This is a genomic window from Psychrobacter aquimaris, assembly GCF_016107525.1.
In the GTDB taxonomy this organism is placed as follows: domain Bacteria; phylum Pseudomonadota; class Gammaproteobacteria; order Pseudomonadales; family Moraxellaceae; genus Psychrobacter; species Psychrobacter aquimaris.
Genome location: NZ_JABASR010000018.1, coordinates 29,869 through 47,822, shown reverse-complemented (window position 1 = coordinate 47,822; position 17,954 = coordinate 29,869). Strand labels below are relative to the sequence as shown.

Genomic DNA, 17,954 nt, shown 5'->3' with positions numbered 1-17,954 from the left:
ATATGGCCATGTGGACGCTTTGATGAGCGATCATAGACAATAACATCACCTACTTGGGTTGGCATATCATTACTGATTTTGCTGAAACCTGCTTTATCAAGCGTGCCACGAGTGGCGTACTGATAGGCTGAAGGATTTGGAGTGAACTCATAACCTGCTGATTGTAGTGCTTTACGTACGTAACGGGCACAGTATCCAGAGCTACCAGATAGAGCCACTCGTGAAGCACGAGCAGCAGCGATAGCGGGGGCTGAATTGCTATCAGGAACTGTATTGACTTGCTGCTGTTGTTTTTCAGCGTATAAGCGGCTGTTCAGCGATGAAAGCTGATTCTCTTTTTGCTTAGCCTGCGCACTTAGGTTGCTAATAGCTTGACTAATTTCATCATTATTAGAAACATAAGCACCACTTTTGGTGCTATAGATGTTTTTTGATGAACCGTAGTTTGATGCCACAGAAGTATTGGTGATGGTATTATTTGTTTGAGAGATTGTGATAGCAGCACCACTCGTTTGTGCTATGCCCATACCCAGTACTGACAAAATCAATAAAGCCTGTTTCATAAATCTAATACCTACGGTTAATTCAAAATCGTCTGTTATCAACAACAGCGCAGTCAATTAAATCTCAACAACTCAAGTATATATACGTCATAGTGACTGATACTTCTGCTGCATATTATTCATATAAAAAATGATTATTGGCGATCACAGCTCATTGAAGTCTTACGAAGCTGTTACAAATCAAGCTGCTGACCAAAACACAAAGCCGACTTTAGCATAGGCTGTTTAGCCTGTCATCACCCTTAAAAACCCCAAAAATACTTTTTTGATGTCGAAAAAATTGCTAATATCCCACATTTTACAATGTAAGTTTGTGTAACATGTACAGAATATAGCTGACTAGATTGACCACAATTTCTACTGTTTTATAAGCAAAAAAACGTCTGAGGGTTAAATCTAAATTATAGATTTAACCCTCAGACGTTTTTTTATTGGATGAAGTAATTACCCTATATAGGGTCTAACTAATTATTAAGATAATATAATAATTTATAATATTAATATAGATGCTAATTCCCTACTGGCTTATGTAATATTACGTAATTGTTTCGATACATCCTGTATATTCTTGTATTAACCCTTAGTTATTTATCTATTTTAAGGGTTAATAACCGATAAATCCGCTTACATTGTCATCAAAAGTTACAAATTCAAAGTTATTTTTGCTTTTAAAGTCGCAATAGCTAATGATTTTTTTGATGAAGAATCATTTTATAAGCAATAGAACAGTCTTATACCTGCCTCATTTACTTTTAACGCTAACACTATAATCAAAGTATTCTTAACTGCTAACACACTATAATTGCTGCTCTACCGATTCAATATCAGCATAAACTTGGGTCGTCCCGTCTTTATTGAGCTGCATAACCTGATAGGGCATGAATTTATTTTGATACTCCATACCTGGGCTACCAACAGGCATGCCAGGTACGGCAAGACCCATAGCTTGTACTGGCGGATTTTCTAAGAACTGCGCCATATACTTAGCAGGTACATGACCTTCAAAGACGTAATCATCAGTAGTGACTACAGTATGGCAAGAACGCATCTCAGTTGGAACGCTGTAGCGCTCTTTAAATACGGCTAAGTCCGCAACATCTTGCGCGGTTGCACTTAGACCATTATCTTCTGCATGACTTATCCATTCTTTACAGCAGCCGCAATTGGCATCTTTATAGACCGTAGCTGAGACGTTTTTTAGTAGGTCTGGTTTACTTACTGACCTTGTCATCATGTGAGCACTTTTAGCGTTTGGTTCATCTTCCTTTAAAGTGATAGCTGTTGCATTTTCGGTTGTTACTGATGTTGTGTTTGCATCAGATACGCCACTACTCGGTTGGCTACAAGCAAATAGTGATGAGGCGGCAAGTAACACCAGCGTACCACGCAACCCCTTAGACAGATGACGATTGAATATAAGACTGGATTTTATTTTTAAGGGGGTCATAGTGCTCTCTCATGTACTGTAGATATTGTGAGCTATAGAAGGTCAAGTAACACTTCATATCGTTTGGTAATGTAGCATAATAACCCATCAAACGGGGTACGTAAATTTATACATTGAGCAGTGCGGACTGGTATCATAAGCAGTTTTTATTTTGAAATGCTGCCTGTAGTATTAACGGGTCTATCTGAGTTTTGGATTTTGATTAAAAATTCAAGGCTCATAATTTTGGATAATTTGCGATGCACCTGTCTACTATTAGTCTACAAAAGCGTTTGAGTACTCACTTAAATCAATTACCGCTATGGCTTACGCTAGTAGCAGCATGGCTTGCAGGGGCTATTTTTTTATTTGCATTATCGCCTTATGGGTTCTGGCCGCTAGCAATAGTGTCACCAGCGATTTTATATGCGCTGTTGGTGCCAAATATGAGTGGTCGTCGCGCTTTTATTATCGGTGAAGCTTACGGTATGGGGCTATGGTGCGTCGGCGGCTTTTGGCTCTATACAGCTATCCATGATTATAGCGATACTCCAACGTGGCTCGCATTGATTATGATTGGATTGATGGGTCTCGGTATGGGACTGTTTCATGGATTTTTAGCACTAGCCTTTAACCGTATGGTAGGCAAACAACCCTTTTCATTTGCTGCTCTTTGGGTGCTACAAGAATGGTTAAAAACTTGGTTATTCACAGGCTTTCCGTGGCTGTTTGTTGGTTATGCGTTTACTGAAGAGTATTGGTTATCGTCCTTAGCACCCGTTGCTGGTGTTTTTGCCGTCTCTTTTGTTGCCATACTATTGGCTGCAAGTTTAGTAGAGCTACTGCTTCGGCGCAGTAGTTATGCCGTCGTTTCTGTACTGTTATTGGCCATTAGCACATCATTATGGCTGGTCAATCCGCAATGGACAAAACCTAAGGGCACACCTGATCTGTCAGTGTCATTGATTCAAGGTAATATTTCACAAGATATAAAGTGGCTGACTCAATATCAAGTAGAAACGCTAAAGATTTATGCGAAGTTAACGCGCACTGAGTGGGGACGTGATGTTGTGGTGTGGCCTGAATCATCTATTCCGATGTTTCAGGATGAGGCTGCGGGCTTTATTAGTGAAATGATAGAAATGGCTAATGCGACCAATACGACATGGATAACTGGTATCCCTTATAAGGATAAAGCGGCATTCAATGCCAGTACGGATAAGTATCCCCCATTTTACAATAGCGTGATTGCTCGAGGTGTAGAAGCGGAAGGCCTATACAAGAAGCAGCGTCTGGTGCCTTTTGGAGAGTATATTCCATTTGAAGGCGTGCTCGATATTTTCCCAAGTTTGGCCGGTAGTCAGGATATTAAGAGCTATAGTCGCGGTAGTGATCAGCAGTCACCGCTACAGGTGCGTGGACACAATATAGGGACGGCTATCTGTTATGAGGTAGCTTATCCAGATACCACGCGTAAAAATGCCATCGATACTGACTTTTTGTTGACGGTCTCTAACGATGCCTGGTTTGGCACTTCAGCAGGACCATTGCAACATTTGCAAATGGTACAAATGCGCGCGCTTGAGAACGGGCGCTGGTTTATTCGAGCGACCAATACTGGTGTTACCGCTATCATTAACCATAAAGGTCGTATTGTAGAACGCGCACCGCAGTTTGAGCGTACTGTACTACGTGGTGAGATACAGGCACGGGTTGGTAACACTCCCTTTATGCTTATGGGAAATTATCCTATCTTGATAATAATAACTCTGTTATTACTACTAAGCTATTTTGGCAAAGGTCTAACCACACTTAGAGGACGAGGGTAATAGTAAACTTAATTATAATAATTTAATCAGCGTAAGTTTTTTATTTTTTCTAGGTAACGTCCTAACGCACGTAAATATAAAAGTTTTAAACTATTGATCACATAAGAACTGATTGAAAAAATTATGTCGACATAAAGCACGCGCCTCATACTTAAAAAGAGATAGCTATATACGGTCTATCATCTTTTAGTTGATACTTTCATTTAATGCACGCGATTTTTGATTGTCATCTGCCTTAATACCAAATTCAATAGTTGCATGTTGTATATTCTGATGCGCCAAATCTTCCTTAATATTTTCTTTCATAATAAGAGTCTCTTCTAATGTCACATCGCTCTTCGGTACGATATGAACTGTCAGAGCATTCTCAGTGGTACTCAAGGCCCAGATGTGCAGATGATGAAAGTTTTGAATAAATTTATAGCTCTCTAAGATAGCAGTGATTTTACTGAGATCAACATTTTGAGGTACTCCGTCAATAGCAAGCTTGATACTCTCTTTTAGTAGACCCCAAGTCGATAACAGTATCACGACTGAAATAATCAAGCTAACTAGAGGATCAACGATATTCCAACTTGTATAGTAAATAATAATGCCCGAGATAACGACACCTACAGAGACCAATGCATCTACCATTAGATGCAAGAAAGCACCTTTAACATTAATATCGTCTTTTTGACCTTTGTAGAATGCAAAAGCAGAAACAGTATTTATAAATACACCTATTAGAGCTGTAATAATAATAACTTTTCCTGCAACTTCCGGTATGGTATCAAATCGACCCAAGGCCTCATACGCAATACCTATAACGATTGTAACTAACAATATGGCGTTAATAAGAGAAGCCATTATAGAAGCTTTTTTGTAGCCATAGGTATAAAGCGTAGTAGATGCTTTCTGTGCTAATTTCATTCCAATTAACGAGATTATTAAACTGGCAACATCACTTAAGTTGTGGCTAGCGTCTGCGATTAAAGCTAATGAATTAGTTGAGTAGCCCACTATGAACTCGATGAGCGTAAATGCAGAATTTAGACCAATTCCAATATAGAAAGCCTTATTCATATTTTTAGGGTTTGGAGCTTGGTGACTGTGGTTATCTGAATTACTCATAATTTACCCTTGTTTAGGTTGCTGCATTTTATTAAAGGTAGAAAATAATTTTATTGCATATCTTCTATATTGCACAGTCAATATTGCTCTAATACCGTAGACACACTTATTGTTATCAATAAACTGAGCCACAACTGGATTGTATGTCCTATCTCTCCTTGGGCGAAAAAAGCGGCTTTTACTGTAATCTAACTGGCTTACGTAAGCTTCTTATTTTCACGTTCAAGCTCTTTAGTATGTGTAGCTTAGTCTTGAATGTTGGTTAGTATGGTTTCATTAGTGCGCTTTTTATGACATGACCACAATGTTCCAAAAGTAGATTCTATTTTCAGTACTATAACTTGAATGGTTGACCACATAGAGGTGTAATCGTTTAATGCTTCAATCAGCATGCGAACGGCGCGTTTTTTAATCTCAGGAGTGTAGGTTTGTCTTTTCATTGTCGTATTCTCTCAGAAAGTTGAGTCTCCGACAATCTCGGGGCGGTTCAGAATAATGATGGGGCTAGAAGCCCCTTATATTTTGTGTAACTTAAATCGTTATTGAGTACGCTTTGATTAAGGGCAATATACCTTAGCACTGCTAACCGTTTTTGGTTCTATTATATGGTACTGATATAGGAAACAGTGCTTGTTTTGCCATGGGCATTTTTTTTGCAGCTTGCTTCTACGTCTGGCTTAAGAAAACAAGCATCTGATGATACTAGAAAGGTACACAGCGTTCGATGATATATATAGTTTTTTGAGTTTTTTATACATATCCTTTTTTTAGGTATAAAAAATCCGATTTTTTATATCTATCGTTCAACCAACTTTTCATCAATCATTTCAGTCAACAGCTCAGTAACCGTTTTTCGGCTTTCAAGCGCGTACCGTTTGAGCGCAATGTGTTTATCTTCATCTAGATTAAAATTCACGCGTACCGTCTTTTTGGGACTGTCCGTCACATCCGATAGAGCTAACTGATCCTTAACGTTCTTACTAGGGCGACCTGCTGATAAACTCATGACCTACTCCTCACCAAAAAATATTTGAATCTCACTGACCAATGCGGTTATCTCTTGTATCGCATTGCTATTAGGCGATTCGGTATCAAATACTGTCTTACCAAGGGCAGCACTATTAGGATAAGCAACTCGCTGCATCACTCTGGTCTCTAATACCGGAAGATTATAATCAAGCAGCGCGGTTGCCACCTCTTTACCAATATTGGTATTTTGAATGGCGCGTGATACGACAAAGGCCGCCTTTAGTTGGCCATCCATCATCTCAATACGTTGCTGTACTAAATCAACCAAATCACTGGTTGCCCAGATATCATAAGGACTCGGCTGCACCGGAATCAATATAAAATCAGCCGCCTTTATAGCAGAAATAGCCAGACTAGTAGCTTGCGGCGATCCATCGATCACCACGTAATCTTTATCAGAAACGCTTTTTAAATCTTTATCAAGTGTTGGTCTATCAAGCCCGATCACTGGTACCGGATTGTCTTCATCAACCGCTCTCCAGTCACGCGCACTGCCCTGCTGGTCGCTATCCACCAACAAAACACTATGACCTTTTAGTTGTAAGCCACGAGCCAAATGCGTTGCGATGGTAGTCTTACCGCTACCACCCTTTTGATTTAATACCGCGATTACCTTCATAAATACAGATCCCTGTAGTATGTATTGAGTATATAAGTATATAAGTATATAAGTATATAAGTATATAAGTATATAAGTATATAAGTATATAAGTATATAAGTATATAAGTATATAAGTATAACTAAAAATGTACGTCACATCACTATTAATAGCAATACTTCATAGTAAAAATAGCATCGCCTTTTCTAACTAGCGTATATCCATCATGATAGACGTCCTGTATCAAAGACAGCATAATAAACTGCCTATTACTAGGCAAATTGCGCTATTGGATACCAATTTGAGCTACTAAAAGGAATACTTTAGCCGCTCATATTCGTTATAATCCGTTCACCAATCAAAAACTACTAATCGTTAATGAGGAAACCACTATGGTGAAGTGTCACTTATCGACCATCATGGGCGAAAGACGCCTTAAAATTGCCGATGTCGCAAGAGATACTGGTATCAATCGTGGCACCATTACTCGCATGTATCATGAAGAAGCCACCCGAGTTGATCTAGATATCATCGAGTCTTTATGCACGTATCTTAGAATCAATGTTGGTGATTTATATGAAATCATAAATGAGGACAGCAGTGAATCACCTGAGTGAACACCTTCGCTCATAAGACATTATCACCTTTAAAAGTATAAAAAGACCTATAGAAGGTCATTTTCTCTTGCAATAGATTAAAATATAGGTATAATTTGACCTGTAGTAAGTCATTTTATCCATTATTTATACACAATAATCTACAGGAGAATACCAATGAATAACAATCTATCTCGGCTCAACAGCTGCGCTTGGTTTAGTGAACAGACTAAAGCTTTAGCCTCTCAGCTGTTATTCAGCTTACAAGTACAGCAAGGCGTACAACTGGCATCATTACTTGGTGTTGACGCTATTCTTTATAATGATGAAGCGATTTATGTCTGGGTGCAACGACAGATAGATGACGGTCTTATGATTGATGATTATGCGTTAAGTACCCTTGAAACTGCTTTTATAGAGTTGGTCACAGCTCATACTGACCAAGCAGCCTAGTCACTTTAGCTTATATTTACAGACTTCTTGTTTAACAAGAAACAATAACCCTTAAAGCCAGATAAAGTGTCATTATCTGGCTTTTTAATATAGACAAAGATAACGACAATCAAACAAGCCTTTTTTCAGTCTTATATGTTTCAGAAGACGCACTTTTGGGCAATATAGCTCGCTATTACCATACGTCTTTACTCAGTCGGCTTTGCACGCGGCACCCCAGCTATTTTATAATAAACAAAGCCTCTCTCATCTCTCAAAACACTCTTACTGTCTGCTCTAACGCACCAGCTGATTGCATCAGGCTGCTCTTTATTAACATCACAAGCCAAAATAAACTGCGCACTTTGAGCATTATTAAAGGCCTGTTTCCAACCCGTTTCAAGCTCATCGATGCCGCGCTGTAGCTCTGCTTGCTGGTATTTCATCTCTGCAATCTCATCAAAGCTTGGCACATACCAAAATACCAGAGCCACCAAACTTATTATCACAGCCATCGTACCCGCTGCGACAGCGGCTGCAATCCTTTTAATACTCATAGTCTCAATGGACTTATGAATTTTGTCCAAGTCTTTACTAGCTCTAGCCTCGACCTGCTCAATCCGCGTTTTGGTGGTGGTCTCAAAGGTCTCAATATCTTCAATAATCTGCTTATGACCAGCTTGGTACTGATTGGTGAATAGGGCTAGATTGTCCGCGCTTGCGCTAAGTTTATCAGCAACTCCTTGCATGGTACTGATTTGTACCTCTATGCTATCGTTTTTAGCAGTGACGACCGACTCTACAGCCGTATCAATCTGCTGTTTCATATCGGTGATGATGCCCGCTATTTTGTCATCATAACGACGCGGCATCTCATTGTCAGTAAAAGCAGTCACTGCCGCTTGTAGCTGCTTTAACACGAGTTCTTGATACTGGCTCAATGCCTGCGAAGTCGTGCTTGCGCTACTACCTAATTCTTCAATGGCAGAAGACACCTCATTCACCTTGCTATCAATACCGCTAAGCGAACGCTCAAGCCGCCTCGCTACCGCATCATCGGCTCGCTTAATCAGCTCACGCAAGGCCCCAATGACCGGAGTCAATGAAGTCACTAGGTTAACAAGTTGATCGTGTATGTCTTGCTCATTGCTATTGTCTTTATTCATGGGATGCTCATTATCATAATGCCGCCTAAAATGGACGTGGTGATGGGTAGCGGCGTGTTTGTGCTTGTTCATGCGCTTGGATAGCGCTCTTCGTTTTTTGCAAATGATCTGTCACGGTTTGCGTGAGCGTTGCCGCATCTATGGTGATAGCAGGAACGTGCTCAAAGCGCTCATTGATCTGGGTTAATACCTCGACCTTATCTTGATTGTCAGGCAAGCGCTCAAGCTGTTGCCACAGCGATGTTGCTGCCTTCTGCACCTGCGTTGCAATTTTTTTGGCATCGGTGTCTCGTAAACTCTTTTGTAGTGTCGTAAAGCTGTCAGCGCGTTTTAGAGTGGTGAATATAAATGCTTGTGCGGCAACCGCCTCAGCCGCGTTGATCACTTCGATCGGTGCATCAACGGCCTTAAAATCAAGGGTATCAACGCGGTCACGCACCCGTACCACTAAATTGTCAAATCGATCTCGATATGCTTTGGTCTCATTGATTCGCTGACGCTTAAGAGATGCCTGCTGCCGTCTCTGTTGTAAAGCTACTCGCCGCCTGATTAAAGCCTCCTCTCGTGCGCGCTCAGCCTCTTCCTTAAGCTTTGCTTGCTCATGTGCTTTATTGAGCTGGTGGTGAAGCACCATCGTACGGTTGCGCCAGTCATCAAGCCGATCTGCGTTCAATTGAGTGGTCTTGGTACGGGTAATCTCATCGTATAGGTCATCATCTTGCACAATCACAGCTTCACTTTGATCCAGTAAGGCGATACGCTGCTCATAAAACGGCGACAGGCGCTGATAGGTTTTTTGACTGGTATTAATTTGCTGCTTTAACTGTTTGATGTCTTCATTATTTGTGGTCTTAAACGCTTTAACATCAGCGGTCAATGCCGTTAAACGAGTGTAAGCATCCGCGTCTACCTCTACTGCTTTTAACGTACTGAGCGCCTCACGTTCTTTTTCAAGGTACTTAAAGCGCTCAACGTCCAGATCTGCAAATGCAGCAAACTTATGATAAGTATCCATGTTATTGGTGATATCTATCTCTTGTAGATCCGCAAACGCTTGATCCCACTGTAAGGATAAGTCGGATTTTTCAATATCAATCTCATCAAGAGCTTTAAAGCCAGTCGCCAGTTTATTCAGCTTTGCGGCAAAGGGTTTTAGCGTGGCCTTCAACCCTTTGTAGTCAGCAATGACTTCATTATTAAGCGGGATCAGCTTTTCTAGCATCGCTTTATTATTCAGCACTATTTTATCAATCTGTGACAGTTGCTTCTCAAGACTTGTAACGGCGCGGCCTGTTTGTAGGGTATCATCTTGTCTAAACTCCTCAACCAACACTAAAGCCGTCTTTAGTGCCTCACTTTGCTCTTTTGTGCTTATCTGCCTGGCAAGCTCAATCATTTTTTGGCGGGACGTGCTGTAATCCTGTCCCACCTCCTCGGTGAACCGCTGGGTACTCTTAATGTTTTTATCAATAGTAATAATCTGTTTAGACTGGTGCGCTAACTCTTCATGCAGCGCATCAATGGTTGAAAATAAGGCGCTGCGTACCATCTTTTTTTGACTCACAAAGTCGGCTGAGATTGCTAAAAGCTCATCAAGTGCGTGATCATTGGCCGCATCACTATGCGTCTGACTGTTACTTTTAGGGATAGCGGGTTCAAGTTCAACGGCAGGATCTACAAATCGGATATTACTGAGCTCAATTCGCGCAAAGGGTTTACGCTTTTTATAATGTATTGTGACGCCGTTAACCTCTTGTTCATTGCTTTCTAGGTCAATACGTCCCTTGTCGTCGTACTCAATTACTAAACCATTTTTTTCAATGTAAGCATTGATCTCATCAATCGTCTCGTTGTATTCGTGAATCACTGAACGATTGCCTTTGAGAATATCCTTATATAGTGATTTACCCAGTTTCATTTTTGGCAAACGATTGATGCCCAGCTCACGGTAGGATTTCTCACTAATGGTTTTATTCTTAGGCAGTAGCTCATTGGCCATATCCGCCCAAAGGGTGCGTTGATATTTAAGCTCATCGCCGCGTCCGTTTAACCCCTTAGATAACCGCTCCTCCGTTGACCACTGCAACCAATTCTTGCGTGCTGATAAAGCATAACCCTCAACATCCGCTACTATCTCACGGCTTGAGAGTAAAATATGGGCATGAAAGTTACGACTGGTCAGCTCAACCACTTCAACCTCCCCCACATGTTTCTCGTGACTGTGGGGCCGATGAATGGCCACATCGACAAGCACGTTATAGCGATCAGATAAGGTTTGAGCGTAGCGCTCGACCAGAACTATACGCTGATCCGCGGTGATCCCATCAGGAAACATCACATCAATCTCAGTACCCAATTGCGCGTTTTTACGAGTCTCAATGCGTTCGATATCATTCCAAAAACCCTCACGTGTCACTGCTAGATCCCCAGCAAGAGTTGGCGTTATCAACGCCGTATGCACCACATTTTTCTCAACAACTTGCGTGTATTTAGTACCATCACTGTCCACTAAATTTAAGATTTTGTCTTTAGCTTTACTGGTGTAATCGTGGACGACTCCTGACTGTTCATCAACCAGTTTTGAGCCAGAATTATAAGCCGACTTTGCCACCACGCTATGATTTTTCGCCTTACTAACGGCGCTAACCGACAAATGAAACCCTTTATTATTCATAGCAAAAAAACCGAACATTGAGAGATGATTTTTTGGGGGTTGTAGGGGGTTCGCCCCCTGCCGAACGACGGAGTTTATGTAAAAAAATAGCGCCCCTTGTGGGTCTTTTTTACATAAACTCCTAAGTTCACTCTTAACAGAGGGTTAAAATACTACTGCGCCCACGAAACGATGTGGTCTTGTGTATTTTACTACCTTGCATCCCTATGTGTACACTGCTAGGATCAACTCTATCATAGTTGGCTAAAAAAAGGATGAGGTAATGTCAGTAATATCAGATGATTTATTCGCAAATAAGATTAAGCAATTACAGGCTCTTAAAAAAGAGATTGATCAGGACAGGCTTGAAGCACATAAAATATTGGGGGAGTGGTTGGCCAACGCATTAGACGATGATGATAATCATGAACTGCAAGCTATTTTTTTAGACGCACACGATAATGAAAAATATGTCCGTTTGAAAAAGCACCGTGAATTTTTGAAAGCAATTGCCAATAAAATACAAAGTAAAGCTGAGGTGGTACCAAGCAGCTTTACACCACCTAAAAACAGTCAGGACAGTGACCACGGTTCATTGCTTGATATTTATTCATCATCACAGTAGCTACTCGAAATCGCCTAATTGAAGGTACAGCTGGATCGTCTACTAATTAGCGAAAGGTTAGGAGACGGTTATCGGCTGTTTTAAGCGTTTTAGAATAGCTTTAGCTACCATCGTATCGGACAGAGCGTAAAACGTATATAAGAGTGGTTTCTAGGCTTTTTAGCAACGGTTTGATAAGTGTTTACAGATGTGTCGATAATGGCTACTGAAAATGAAGACAAACTATCTACAAAAAATGAGACTGATATTGAGAATGTGAAAACAGGGTTGTCCAGAATGACAGACGAAGATATTCAAAATATCTTTGACCATGCTTTTGAAGATCTTCAAAGATCTAAGCTTGATCCGAACCATGCGAACGTGGAATAACATTAAGTAAATGGACAATTGCATTCTGAGCTACTGATCAGTTTTACAAGTGATTGGTCGATCAAATTATCATCTTAAATCCGTCGGTTTTTTGGTTTTTTCCTTATTATTTAAAATAAAAATATATTTTTTACTTTTAAAAACTTTTAAAGACTTTTAGACAGTCTGTAAGCTTTGCTATTAAAGGGTTACGCACTCTATTATGCTACTTTTATCCCGCATTATGCTACTTTTATCCCGCATTATGCTACTTTTATCCCGTTTAAATGCTACTTTTATCCCGCATTATGCTAGTATCTTAAAGTAACTAGCATAATGAGGTTGTCATAATGAATGATGTCGAGCTATACGAAAAAAAATATCCTGAAAAATGGATTGTTATGCAGAATAAAATTACTCAAGCTTTTAGAGAGATGTCTATTGATGAGAAGCGCATCATTATTCTAGCGAGCCCATTGGTTAGGGTTAATAATGCTACTGAAAAAACACCGATAGAGGTTGCGTCTTCTGAATTTGCTAAGCTTAGCGGAATAGATAGAAACTCGGCTTATAAGCAAATGAAATCAGCTAGCAAAAAATTAATGAAGCGTACATTCATTTATGAGGATAAGGATGGTGATGATACAGAGGTTCAATGGCTAATCAGGTCGAAATATGCAGATGGCTATATATCGATGCATTTTACAGATGAGGTAATATACTTACTTCAGGTTTTTGATAAGCTCAACCCTTACACTAAATATTTAAAAGAAGATATCTTAAACCTCAAATTGACTTACTCGTTAGACCTTTACCATCTAGCAAAAAAGTCTGAGGGGAAGGGTGGTTTTTCTATGACTTTAGATCAATATAGGCAAGAACTTGGCACGCCTAAGTCGTATGAGCGCATCAACAATTTGAAAGAGAATGCAGTTGATGGGCCCATAAAAGAAATTAATCAGAAAACCGACATCAAAATCACCTATGAAAACATCAAACGTGGACGCACAGTTACAGGTTTGACATTCACCGTCAAGGCCAAGCCAACTAAGAAAAAAGGACAGGAGGGCCTAAATCAGAATAATGAGGATAGAGATATCCCACCTCTAACCGTTAAGCAAATTGATCGTTTTGCCCCTTTGTTGGCTAACTACTCACCGTTTGGTAGTTACGCACCATCAGGTAAAAGCACTCAAGAAGTTATTAGTTGGTTACACACTCAATTAAGAGATGAGGCTTTTTTAAAGACCCACAAAAAGCACTTACTGGCGATAGGCTATACGTTCCCTAAGCAGAAATCATAGCAAAGAAAAAAAGAGTAATTGAGCTAGCGTAGCCTATACAAATGGCTTATATTATATGTACATAAATAAGCTAAAAGTGATGTTATGACGACAACTAATTATAATATTAGGCTCGATCAAGAGCTAAAAGAAAATGCTTTTTCGGTATTTGAAAGCTATGGATTAACACCGTCTCAAGCGATCAAATTATTTTTGACCCAAGTGGCGCAAACCAATAAAGTGCCACTATCTTTTGAGTATCAGAAAGTAGCAGCTGTCAGTCAAGATGAATTGCCAATCTATAAAGAGCATACTGATTGAGAGAAAAGATGAGTATTAGATTTGAATGGGATGAACAAAAAAACATCACCAATCAGTGCAAACACCGTTTATCATTTGAGGCAGCTACCCGGGTTTTTTAGATCCTTTATGCCTGCGTCAGCAAGACAGGTATGAAAATGGTGAGGAGCGGTGGCAGGCGCTGGGTACAATAGACGGCACAGCAGTCTTATTAGTAGCCCATACGCAGACAGACATAGATGGTGGCGAGGTTATACGCATTATCTCGGCTAGGCGTGCCACAAAGAGTGAGAGGAGGCAATATGAACAAGGTTAGCTATCAAATAGACGATTTACCACCACTAACGGCAAAGCAACAAGCGGACTTAGAATATTTAGCAACGCTTAGTGATGACAATATTGATTTATCAGATATTCCAGAAGTTACGGATTGGTCAAACGCTATCCGTGGCAGTATTAAGCCGCAAGCGTTCTCTGCTGAAGCGAGCGTCATCAACCCAAGTATCATTGCCAAGTTTAAGGATAGAGCCAAGCAAACAGGTGGTGACTATCAAGAAATGATCAATAATGCGCTAGAAGAATACTTAGCGGATCACTAACTATAATTTAATGACCGTGACCTCAAGATCACTTGAGGTTTTTTTATATTTTGTATTGTAGTATATTGTAAATTGTATTATACTACATACATAATATACAACAATTACATATTTATTCATACAAAATTAAGGACGATGATGATGGCCATCACTATTCAGCAAATTCATGCTACTGCCGACCAATTGCAAGAACAAGGAATTAAGCCAACATTAGCTGAGGTGCGTAAGGCTTTGGGCGGTGGTTCATTCACAACCATCAGTGAGGCGATGAAGTCTTGGCGTCAGGATAACCAAGAAGAAGAGCAGCTCAGACAGGTTGAGCTACCAAGTGGTATCACTGAGCGCTTACAAGCGCTTGGTGCGGATATGTGGCAGACGGCCATTGATATCGCTAATGATCGCTTGGTGAAAGAGCGTGAGGCACTAGAGAGTATTAAGGCCAAGGCACAAGCTGAAACAGATGAGGCGCAAGAGGCGGTTAAAACGCTAGAGAGTGAACAAGCCGATTTGTTGGTACAGCTCGATGAAGTCACAGCAACGGCAGAGGCAGCAGCAATCAGTACAGCTCAAATGACTGCTGAGCGTGATACGCTGTTACAGACGCTCAGTGATACTCAGCACGCGCTTGAGCTTGAGCAAGCTAAAACAGATGCAGCCCAAGTGCAACTTGCAGAGCTACACAGCAGCTTTGACCAGCAAGCAAAAGAGCTTAACGTCAACTTATCAAAAGTGGCCACGCTTGAAGCCACTGCTCATAGCGATAAAGCAGAAATTTCACGTCTGCAAATAGAACTGACCGCGACTAAGGATGAGCTAAAGAAAGTCACTACTGAACGCAATGAGATAGCGACTGACACAGCAGAGGTTAAAGGGGAGTTAAAGGCCATAATCGCTGAGCGTAACAAACTATCAGGACTCAACGATCAGTTGACTCAAACACAGGCTAAGCTTGAAGCTGAGCATAGCGTATTGAATAAACAATATAGCGAGCTATCAAGCCGTCATTTATCAAAGCAGGAACAAGTGACTCTGTTACAAGATCAACTTAAGAAAGCACAAGATGCTCTAATACTTATTCAAAACAAAGATAATACTTTGGATGCTGACTAAATAAAAGTATTCGAGGTTTCAGTTTAATTAGGATTTCAAGATAAAGAACATTTATAAGTTTGGGAGGTAGTTTACCCAAGGCATAGATCTCGTTCTATTCACACTAAGCTTATGAATCAACCATGACAATATCGACTCACTGAATAAGTGACTGCTGTATAATAACTATTCTAAATTTTTCTCTGGACTCTTATAGTATATAGCCGAGTGGGCTATATACTACTTAAATTAGCCTAAGTGAATTTATGCTGATTTTGGAGCCTTGAGCAGATTTCAAGGAACACTCACCCTAAAGCGATTATGAGTAGATAAAATACTCACAATCGCTTTAGTGCATTCCTTGGATTTGATGTGATTAGTCATGCCGACTTCATCGCCCATCGCGTCATCAAGACCGTATCACTGTATCAAGCTACGGTTGTTAAGATTACGGCTGATAGCACCGCCTAGACACGCTCTTAACCGCTACTGTGCTGTCATACGCTAGCAAGGGCATAAACCCAATATACCGCTACGATATGCACGAGTAACCACTCATTGCGTTGCTCAATATGTCTAGAACCCCCTGTCGAGAGCTTACCCCTGTGTCAAACGCAGTCGTCGCCGAGGCCTGCCACCCATTTGACGGGTAACGGGTACAAAGAGAGCAGCACAAGGATGTAACGAGCGAACAAGCAGTTTTTAAAATGTATAGTGAATAAGGTTGATATGAAAGCAGTTTTTGGATAAAATGCACCTACACGGGCATTTAATGCTGTTCAAATAACGCACTGCGTATGCTTATTTGTTCGTTACAGGGTGTTGACGCACTCTGTAACCGTTAGCTACATTAAAAACTAAATGCCTCTAGGAGTCAACTCCCAGAGGCATTTTTTTGTTTAGTCTTTCGATATGACTCTGGTAAATCTTTAGGTGCTATCATAATCAACTTTCTCAAGTACTTCAAATCGCTTTGAGAGTGTCATAATCTCTCAAAAAACCATCTGAACCGCCTCAGGTTTTCGGAGACTAAACAGTCTTAGAGAGTACGACGAACTCGGGGTGGTTTACCCATACGCTTTGAGCTAAGCCACATCTTCATGAGCGTCGTTTCGTAATTTGTCTTGTAATGCTAGCAATCCAAAAATTTCTCAGTTTTGCGCCAGAAATGTGCAGGTAGTGCACAAGCGGTATCATGTGGCATCTTAAACGCGCTTGCCGATAATTCTTGTAATGAGTAATGATATCAGTAGTGTCTATTTCTGACTGATCAAATCATGAAAGGTTAAATACACCCTGATGTTAAGCACAAAAAAACCCAGCAATGATAGTAAGATCACTACTGGGTTGGAGAAAAGCAATAAATATGTTGTGCTGACTTCTCAGGTCTTATTTATCATTCATAGCAAGGTAGATATTACGATCTGATGCGGATGCGTCATCCACATATTTTGAATCACGCCATGTCGTATAAGCATAGACACCACTGTATGGGCTGATACTGTTCTGACGGAAGTCAGAAATCCAATCTGTACCATCGAAAATTTGAATATGGCCATGTGGACGCTTTGATGAGCGATCATAGACAATAACATCACCTACTTGGGTTGGCATATCATTGCTGATTTTGCTGAAACCTGCTTTATCAAGTGTGCCACGAGTAGCGTACTGATAGGCTGAAGGATTTGGAGTGAACTCATAACCAGCTGATTGTAGTGCTTTACGTACGTAACGGGCACAGTATCCAGAGCTGCTAGATAGAGCCACTCGTGAAGCGCGAGCAGCAGCGATAGCGGGTGCTGAATTGCTATCAGGGATAGTATTGACTTGCTGCTGTTGTCTTTCAGCATATAAGCGGCTACTTGATAACGAAAGCTGTTTCTCTTTTTGTTGAGCCTGCGCACTTAAGTTGCTAATTGCTTGACTGATTTCATCATTGCTAGAAACATAAGCACCACTTTTGGTGCTATAAATATTTTTTGACGAACTGTAGTTTGATGCCGCAGAAATATTGGTTATATTATTACTTGTTTGAAAGGTCGTTACAGCAGCAGTACTCGTTTGTGCTATGCCCATACCCAGTACTGACAAAATCAATAAGGCCTGTTTCATAAATCTAATACCTACGGTTAATTCAAAATGGTCTGTTGTCCATAACAGAGCAGTCAATTAAATCTCAACAACTCAAGAATATACACATTGTGGTGACTAATAATTATGCTGCAAACCCTTATTCCATAGGCGGCCGGCATTATCAACGATTTCGCTAAAACCTTATAAATTTATTGGAAGTCAAACTGTTAG

17 protein-coding genes and 1 pseudogene are annotated in these 17,954 nt (G+C 40.5%); 10 read left to right on the top strand and 8 right to left on the bottom strand.

The window, feature by feature from the left end; all coding sequences use genetic code 11:
- Both JFC10_RS13910 and JFC10_RS15065 read right to left on the bottom strand, forming a co-directional pair.
- Window positions 1–563 (bottom strand): CHAP domain-containing protein (locus JFC10_RS13910; protein WP_198333366.1); only part of this gene is annotated, 563 nt, incomplete at its 3' end.
- A gap of 796 nt (window positions 564–1,359) precedes the next feature.
- On the bottom strand, window positions 1,360–2,010 hold the full coding sequence (locus JFC10_RS15065; protein WP_011513677.1) for a DUF411 domain-containing protein: 651 nt from the start codon (window positions 2,008–2,010) through the stop codon (window positions 1,360–1,362).
- A 239-nt stretch (window positions 2,011–2,249) separates the two neighbouring features.
- Between JFC10_RS15065 and lnt the strand changes: the two genes are divergently transcribed.
- Window positions 2,250–3,818 (top strand): apolipoprotein N-acyltransferase, encoded by a 1,569-nt coding sequence (gene lnt, locus JFC10_RS13900; RefSeq protein ID WP_045448063.1) that lies wholly within the window; start codon window positions 2,250–2,252, stop codon window positions 3,816–3,818.
- A gap of 186 nt (window positions 3,819–4,004) precedes the next feature.
- Here lnt and JFC10_RS13895 read toward each other — a convergent pair whose 3' ends face one another.
- The 3 genes from JFC10_RS13895 to parA form a co-directional block, all read right to left on the bottom strand.
- Complete coding sequence (locus JFC10_RS13895) at window positions 4,005–4,931, bottom strand: cation diffusion facilitator family transporter (RefSeq protein WP_087813585.1); 927 nt, start codon at window positions 4,929–4,931, stop codon at window positions 4,005–4,007.
- Between the two features lie 796 nt (window positions 4,932–5,727).
- Window positions 5,728–5,937: a plasmid partition protein ParG gene (locus JFC10_RS13890; RefSeq protein WP_045448060.1), complete on the bottom strand. Its 210-nt coding sequence runs from the start codon at window positions 5,935–5,937 to the stop codon at window positions 5,728–5,730.
- 3 nt (window positions 5,938–5,940) lie between these two features.
- On the bottom strand, window positions 5,941–6,579 hold the full coding sequence (gene parA / locus JFC10_RS13885) for a ParA family partition ATPase (RefSeq protein WP_198333365.1): 639 nt from the start codon (window positions 6,577–6,579) through the stop codon (window positions 5,941–5,943).
- Between the two features lie 372 nt (window positions 6,580–6,951).
- Between parA and JFC10_RS13880 the strand changes: the two genes are divergently transcribed.
- Window positions 6,952–7,176, top strand: a complete 225-nt coding sequence (locus JFC10_RS13880; protein WP_045448313.1) for a helix-turn-helix domain-containing protein — start codon at window positions 6,952–6,954, stop codon at window positions 7,174–7,176.
- A gap of 156 nt (window positions 7,177–7,332) precedes the next feature.
- Window positions 7,333–7,608, top strand: coding sequence for a hypothetical protein (locus JFC10_RS13875; RefSeq protein WP_045448311.1), 276 nt, complete (start codon window positions 7,333–7,335; stop codon window positions 7,606–7,608).
- Window positions 7,609–7,796: 188 nt separating this feature from the next.
- On the opposite strand, the gene JFC10_RS13870 is transcribed toward JFC10_RS13875, so the two are convergent.
- On the bottom strand, window positions 7,797–8,753 hold the full coding sequence (locus JFC10_RS13870) for a hypothetical protein (protein ID WP_087813584.1): 957 nt from the start codon (window positions 8,751–8,753) through the stop codon (window positions 7,797–7,799).
- Window positions 8,754–8,778: 25 nt separating this feature from the next.
- Window positions 8,779–11,427 carry a MobA/MobL family protein gene (locus JFC10_RS13865; RefSeq protein ID WP_198333364.1) on the bottom strand — a complete coding sequence of 883 codons (2,649 nt, stop codon included), beginning with the start codon at window positions 11,425–11,427 and terminating at the stop codon, window positions 8,779–8,781.
- A 262-nt stretch (window positions 11,428–11,689) separates the two neighbouring features.
- On the opposite strand from JFC10_RS13865, the gene JFC10_RS13860 reads away from it, so the two are divergent.
- The 7 genes and pseudogenes from JFC10_RS13860 to JFC10_RS13830 all read left to right on the top strand — a co-directional run bounded on the left by JFC10_RS13860 (window position 11,690) and on the right by JFC10_RS13830 (window position 15,671).
- Complete coding sequence (locus JFC10_RS13860) at window positions 11,690–12,031, top strand: hypothetical protein (protein ID WP_198333363.1); 342 nt, start codon at window positions 11,690–11,692, stop codon at window positions 12,029–12,031.
- Window positions 12,032–12,229: 198 nt separating this feature from the next.
- On the top strand, window positions 12,230–12,400 hold the full coding sequence (locus JFC10_RS13855; RefSeq protein WP_157292455.1) for a hypothetical protein: 171 nt from the start codon (window positions 12,230–12,232) through the stop codon (window positions 12,398–12,400).
- A 329-nt stretch (window positions 12,401–12,729) separates the two neighbouring features.
- Complete coding sequence (locus JFC10_RS13850) at window positions 12,730–13,683, top strand: replication initiation protein (RefSeq protein ID WP_045448300.1); 954 nt, start codon at window positions 12,730–12,732, stop codon at window positions 13,681–13,683.
- 84 nt (window positions 13,684–13,767) lie between these two features.
- On the top strand, window positions 13,768–13,983 hold the full coding sequence (locus JFC10_RS13845) for a type II toxin-antitoxin system RelB/DinJ family antitoxin (RefSeq protein WP_045448298.1): 216 nt from the start codon (window positions 13,768–13,770) through the stop codon (window positions 13,981–13,983).
- An 8-nt stretch (window positions 13,984–13,991) separates the two neighbouring features.
- Window positions 13,992–14,278, top strand: a pseudogene (locus JFC10_RS13840) (BrnT family toxin).
- On the top strand, window positions 14,265–14,561 hold the full coding sequence (locus JFC10_RS13835) for a hypothetical protein (RefSeq protein ID WP_045448295.1): 297 nt from the start codon (window positions 14,265–14,267) through the stop codon (window positions 14,559–14,561). The pseudogene JFC10_RS13840 and the gene JFC10_RS13835 overlap by 14 nt, the downstream one beginning before the upstream one ends.
- A gap of 141 nt (window positions 14,562–14,702) precedes the next feature.
- Complete coding sequence (locus tag JFC10_RS13830) at window positions 14,703–15,671, top strand: DNA-binding protein (RefSeq protein WP_060492332.1); 969 nt, start codon at window positions 14,703–14,705, stop codon at window positions 15,669–15,671.
- A gap of 1,368 nt (window positions 15,672–17,039) precedes the next feature.
- Here the strand turns inward: JFC10_RS13830 and JFC10_RS13825 are convergent.
- Window positions 17,040–17,762, bottom strand: a complete 723-nt coding sequence (locus tag JFC10_RS13825; RefSeq protein ID WP_060492333.1) for a CHAP domain-containing protein — start codon at window positions 17,760–17,762, stop codon at window positions 17,040–17,042.
- Window positions 17,763–17,954 lie beyond the last annotated feature (192 nt).

Coding starts and splice junctions, on each gene's coding strand:
- JFC10_RS15065 (WP_011513677.1), bottom strand. CDS start 2,010: ATGACCCCCTTAAAAATAAAATCCAGTCTTATATTCAATCGTCATCTG.
- JFC10_RS13865 (WP_198333364.1), bottom strand. CDS start 11,427: ATGAATAATAAAGGGTTTCATTTGTCGGTTAGCGCCGTTAGTAAGGCG.
- JFC10_RS13855 (WP_157292455.1), top strand. CDS start 12,230: ATGGCTACTGAAAATGAAGACAAACTATCTACAAAAAATGAGACTGAT.
- JFC10_RS13870 (WP_087813584.1), bottom strand. CDS start 8,753: ATGAATAAAGACAATAGCAATGAGCAAGACATACACGATCAACTTGTT.
- parA (WP_198333365.1), bottom strand. CDS start 6,579: ATGAAGGTAATCGCGGTATTAAATCAAAAGGGTGGTAGCGGTAAGACT.
- JFC10_RS13875 (WP_045448311.1), top strand. CDS start 7,333: ATGAATAACAATCTATCTCGGCTCAACAGCTGCGCTTGGTTTAGTGAA.
- JFC10_RS13825 (WP_060492333.1), bottom strand. CDS start 17,762: ATGAAACAGGCCTTATTGATTTTGTCAGTACTGGGTATGGGCATAGCA.
- JFC10_RS13880 (WP_045448313.1), top strand. CDS start 6,952: ATGGTGAAGTGTCACTTATCGACCATCATGGGCGAAAGACGCCTTAAA.
- JFC10_RS13850 (WP_045448300.1), top strand. CDS start 12,730: ATGAATGATGTCGAGCTATACGAAAAAAAATATCCTGAAAAATGGATT.
- JFC10_RS13890 (WP_045448060.1), bottom strand. CDS start 5,937: ATGAGTTTATCAGCAGGTCGCCCTAGTAAGAACGTTAAGGATCAGTTA.
- JFC10_RS13845 (WP_045448298.1), top strand. CDS start 13,768: ATGACGACAACTAATTATAATATTAGGCTCGATCAAGAGCTAAAAGAA.
- lnt (WP_045448063.1), top strand. CDS start 2,250: ATGCACCTGTCTACTATTAGTCTACAAAAGCGTTTGAGTACTCACTTA.
- JFC10_RS13860 (WP_198333363.1), top strand. CDS start 11,690: ATGTCAGTAATATCAGATGATTTATTCGCAAATAAGATTAAGCAATTA.
- JFC10_RS13895 (WP_087813585.1), bottom strand. CDS start 4,931: ATGAGTAATTCAGATAACCACAGTCACCAAGCTCCAAACCCTAAAAAT.
- JFC10_RS13830 (WP_060492332.1), top strand. CDS start 14,703: ATGGCCATCACTATTCAGCAAATTCATGCTACTGCCGACCAATTGCAA.
- JFC10_RS13835 (WP_045448295.1), top strand. CDS start 14,265: ATGAACAAGGTTAGCTATCAAATAGACGATTTACCACCACTAACGGCA.